Genomic DNA, 3,424 nt, shown 5'->3' on the forward strand with positions numbered 1-3,424 from the left:
TCCTGATCGGTATCGGGATATCAGCCCTGACACAGGCGTTGACTACCCTCTTGATGATCATGGGTCCCATTTACAGGGCTAGCCAGGCAAATATTTGGATCACTGGTACTGTGAACGGTTCTGATTGGCAGGATGTAGGAATCCTCTTGCCATGGAGTATTGTGTTCATTCTAATGAGCTTTTTTATTACACGGCAATTGAATATACAGGAACTTGGAGAAGAGTTGGCCACAGGAGTCGGTGGACGTGTTCAAAGACAACGATTCTTTTTACTGCTTATGGCCACTGTTTTAGTAGGGGGAGCGGTATCTTTTGCAGGGGGTATCGGCTTTGTGGGCTTGATGGCTCCTCATATGGCAAGAAGGCTCGTAGGATCTTCTTACGGGGCACTGCTGCCGGCGTCCGCCTTTATCGGAGGGATCCTGGTTATGGTCGCCGACCTGATCGGACGCACACTTTTTCTTCCTTTGGAGATTCCTGCGGGAGTATTCACCGCTGCAATCGGTGCACCGTATTTTATTTATCTATTATTTAAAACGAGAAATTCTTAAGGAGTTGGCCGCTAATGAGCATGCTGCAAACGAAAGACTTGACCCTGGCTTACGGTGATAGAACCATTATCAATGAACTGAATATTGAAATCCCCAAAGGAGAAATCACCGTATTCATCGGTGGGAATGGATGCGGGAAATCAACTCTGCTGCGTTCCATCGCTCGTTTGTTAAAGCCGAAACAGGGGTCTGTACTATTGGAAGGAGATGCCATCGCACGCCTTTCAACCAAAGAGGTTGCGCGTAAAATGGCCATCCTTCCCCAGTCCCCCGCAGCTCCTGAAGGATTGACCGTACTGCAATTGGTAAAGCAGGGAAGATATCCTCATCAGACTTGGCTGAAGCAATGGTCTCACGAAGATGAAGAAATCGTGCAGGAGGCATTGAGGGCAACCAAAATGGATGAGCTCCAGCACCGCAAAGTCGATGAACTGTCAGGCGGCCAGCGCCAGCGTGCCTGGATCGCCCTCACCCTTGCACAGGATACGGATATCATCCTGCTTGATGAACCGACGACCTACTTGGACATGACGCATCAAATCGAAATACTCGATCTGTTATTCGAGTTGAACGAAAAGGAAGACCGGACAATCGTAATGGTGCTCCATGACTTGAATCTTGCGTGCCGCTACGCTCATAATATCGTGGCAATCCGCGATCAGAAAATCTTTGCTCAAGGAAAGCCGGAAAGCATCATCAGCTGTGAACTGGTGAAGAGTGTCTTTGATATGGATTGTCAGGTAACAAGTGATCCATTATTCGGAACACCGCTTTGTATTCCATTCGGAAAAGGCAGATGCATCCTTAAACAGATTGGTGAGCCTGTATGAAGCAAGCATCATTAACAGCGGAGCAATGGGGGATTCTTCAGCAGTATCGCTTTCATAGAGGTGCACCCCATGCTTTGGCTGGAACTGAGGCAGGCGAGCTTTTAGATGAACAGGGAGTGGTGAATTATCTTAATGAACGCCTCTCACTGATGGGTGCGAATGACTTGAAGACTGCAGCATCTCTCTTGATGAAGCGTTATGCCTTCGTCGCCGCATTGGGGATGCTTGCAGCGACATTTTGGGACCGGAAACTGAACCTGTCCCCGGATAATCTTGTCCTTGTCGATCAAGTCAGTGAGAAAGGCTTGTGGCTGCCGCAATTTCATCTCAGAGATACAACCGTGGAGGAAATGACAAGCTGGTCTGAAAAAAAAGAATTCATCCGTTCACTGTTCAGTGGGCATCTGGATAAAGTCATCGGTGTGTTGAAACGCTCCGTGAAGCTTTCTACTCTGATATTGTGGGAGAATATTGCAGTATATCTCTTCTGGATTTATGAAAATGACGCGTTTCTTACTGATGAAAGATTGCAGGATAAGAAAGAAAACGATTTAGCTCAATTACTTAGTGATGAAAACAGTCATTGGTTCGGTGTGTATAATAAGAATCCACTGAGCAGATATTATACTGATAAAGTCAGAGTTGAAGGGCAGGAAGGTAAAATCAGGGTGCGGAAGACATGTTGTTTTTCCTATCAACTAGAGAATGGAGAACAATTCCGCTGCAAGAACTGCCCGCAGACCTGCAAGGTAAAACGATTAACTAGTATGTAATGGGAGGTTCTATAGTATGAGCGAATTTCCGAAACAGTTTGATGCACTTCTGGATAAGTATACCGAACTTCTGGTAGGAGAGAATTCTCCAAAGAAAAAAGAGATGGTCGGTCAATATGCTATGTACTCGTTCATTGCCAAGAACATGCCGGCACTTGTGAAGCACTGGAACTCACTCTATCCTGACGGAAAAGATGAAATGAAAAGGATCGTCGGCGAAATCAAAGAATTAAACGAAGCACATCGTGAAGAAATAAACCGCAGGAAGCGGGAAGAATAAGCTTGAAATGGAAGTACCCTTTTGAAGAGGGTGCTTTTTTATTTTGGTGAAGAAGGGGGCAGGTAATGCTTTGATTTCGAATATTGTTACTAGATGAATGAGACAGAAAATATGCAGTAATTTCAGAGTTGGAAATAAAACGGGTGAAGTCGAAAACAAGAGGCTTTTAAAATGGTCGGGCGGACGCAGAAGCGGCATTTTCAGGTGCTGGTCGGAGATGAAGATAACAATTGATCAAAAACAAGGTGCTCATTTATATTAACCTTTAATATTTCACCCTCTTATTCTGCTGTCGCCTCTCCCTGCCAACCATCCCGACAAAACAAAAAACGACCCCCGCCAAAGGAGGCCGCATGTTAAAAAACTATTGCAGCGGGCCGCCGCCAGCCGTTCCATAAGGGAACTGGGACGAGTACTGCTGATGCTGCTGGTAGGACTGCTGGATTTTTTGGCTGTCTGCCGCTTCAAGCTTATACCAGCCTTTACGGAACATTTCATTATACAGTTCGCGTTGTACGTTTTGTGTTTCGTTGAAGATGGTTAACAAATCCTGATAAAGAGCCTGGTGACTGGCTTCGTTAAGGGCAGTGCAATAAGAAGCAGTCATGTATTTTTCTTGTGAAAGGACGTCTGTTATGAAGTCACGGTCATTCATTTGCGGTGTGGATGGTACCTGAGTCTGCGGGTTTTGTATTTTTTGCTGATTTTGCTGGTTCATAGATAGGTCTCCTTTCTACATCATGCCCTGGTTGGTGTTTGACGTATTTAAGTGTGCCAATAGCTGCTCATAGTGACGCTGATGCATTTGCCCGCATTTATCCAGTTCCGCTTTGATTTCCTGGTCCTGACAGTGGGAAGCCGCGAAATGACACTTTTTCATAGCATTCAGGTTCCATGCAAGCATGTCGTTTACATAAAGGCTATCCTTTGTCGTTAATAATTGGGGCGGCTGTGTGTATGTTTGCTGCTGATTACTTTGTTGAGGCTGTT

General features: G+C 45.6%; 6 protein-coding genes. 4 read left to right on the forward strand and 2 right to left on the reverse strand.

Annotated features, from left to right (window positions below; translation table 11 throughout):
• The 4 genes from HP456_RS21530 to HP456_RS21545 all read left to right on the forward strand — a co-directional run.
• Positions 1-551 (forward strand): FecCD family ABC transporter permease (locus HP456_RS21530; RefSeq protein ID WP_172254917.1); only part of this gene is annotated, 551 nt, incomplete at its 5' end.
• A gap of 14 nt (positions 552-565) precedes the next feature.
• Positions 566-1,381: an ABC transporter ATP-binding protein gene (locus HP456_RS21535; protein WP_172254919.1), complete on the forward strand. Its 816-nt coding sequence runs from the start codon at positions 566-568 to the stop codon at positions 1,379-1,381.
• Positions 1,378-2,154: an IucA/IucC family C-terminal-domain containing protein gene (locus HP456_RS21540; protein ID WP_172254927.1), complete on the forward strand. Its 777-nt coding sequence runs from the start codon at positions 1,378-1,380 to the stop codon at positions 2,152-2,154. The genes HP456_RS21535 and HP456_RS21540 overlap by 4 nt, the downstream gene beginning before the upstream one ends.
• A 16-nt stretch (positions 2,155-2,170) precedes the next feature.
• Positions 2,171-2,434 carry a DUF2573 family protein gene (locus HP456_RS21545; protein WP_172254921.1) on the forward strand — a complete coding sequence of 88 codons (264 nt, stop codon included), beginning with the start codon at positions 2,171-2,173 and terminating at the stop codon, positions 2,432-2,434.
• 364 nt (positions 2,435-2,798) lie between these two features.
• Here HP456_RS21545 and HP456_RS21550 read toward each other — a convergent pair whose 3' ends face one another.
• Both HP456_RS21550 and HP456_RS21555 read right to left on the reverse strand, forming a co-directional pair.
• On the reverse strand, positions 2,799-3,152 hold the full coding sequence (locus tag HP456_RS21550) for a spore coat protein (RefSeq protein WP_172254923.1): 354 nt from the start codon (positions 3,150-3,152) through the stop codon (positions 2,799-2,801).
• 15 nt (positions 3,153-3,167) lie between these two features.
• The coding region (locus HP456_RS21555) for a hypothetical protein (protein WP_172254925.1) at positions 3,168-3,424 on the reverse strand (257 nt) is incomplete at its 5' end.

Source organism: Bacillus haikouensis (genome assembly GCF_013179555.1).
Classification (GTDB): domain Bacteria; phylum Bacillota; class Bacilli; order Bacillales; family Bacillaceae_B; genus Rossellomorea; species Rossellomorea haikouensis_A.